Here is a 432-nt window from a genome sequence, read left to right on the forward strand (position 1 = left end):
CTTCGGCAACGTCAACCCGCGCCCGAGCGCCGACGTGCTGCTGACGCAGTTCTTCCAGTCGGGCGCGGCCTGGAACGAGTCGCGCTGGAAGAACGAGAAGTTCGACCAGCTGCTGCTCGCCTCGCGCGCCGAGACCGATCTGGCCAAGCGCAAGCAGATGTATGCCGACATGCAGACCATGATCCACCAGGAGGCCGGCATCGGCATCCCGCTGTTCCTGGCCAGCATCGACGGCCACACGTCCAAGCTCAAGGGCCTGTCGCCGATCCCGCTGGGCGGCCTCATGGGCTACAACTTCGCAGAAAACGTCTGGCTGGAAGCCTGATCCGCGCTTCGGAGGTCCCCCGATGAACCATGTGATCCTCAAACTCCTCGCCCAGCGCATCGCGCTGGCGCTGCTGTCGCTGCTGGCGGTGTCGGTGATCGTCTTCT

1 pseudogene is annotated in these 432 nt (G+C 64.8%); it reads left to right on the forward strand.

Annotation, left to right across the window (positions count from 1 at the left end):
- Positions 1-325, forward strand: a pseudogene (locus AC3A6Y_RS35030) (ABC transporter substrate-binding protein); the annotation flags it as partial.
- Positions 326-432: the final 107 nt, after the last annotated feature.

The organism is Variovorax sp. Soil_C_17 (assembly GCF_057657265.1).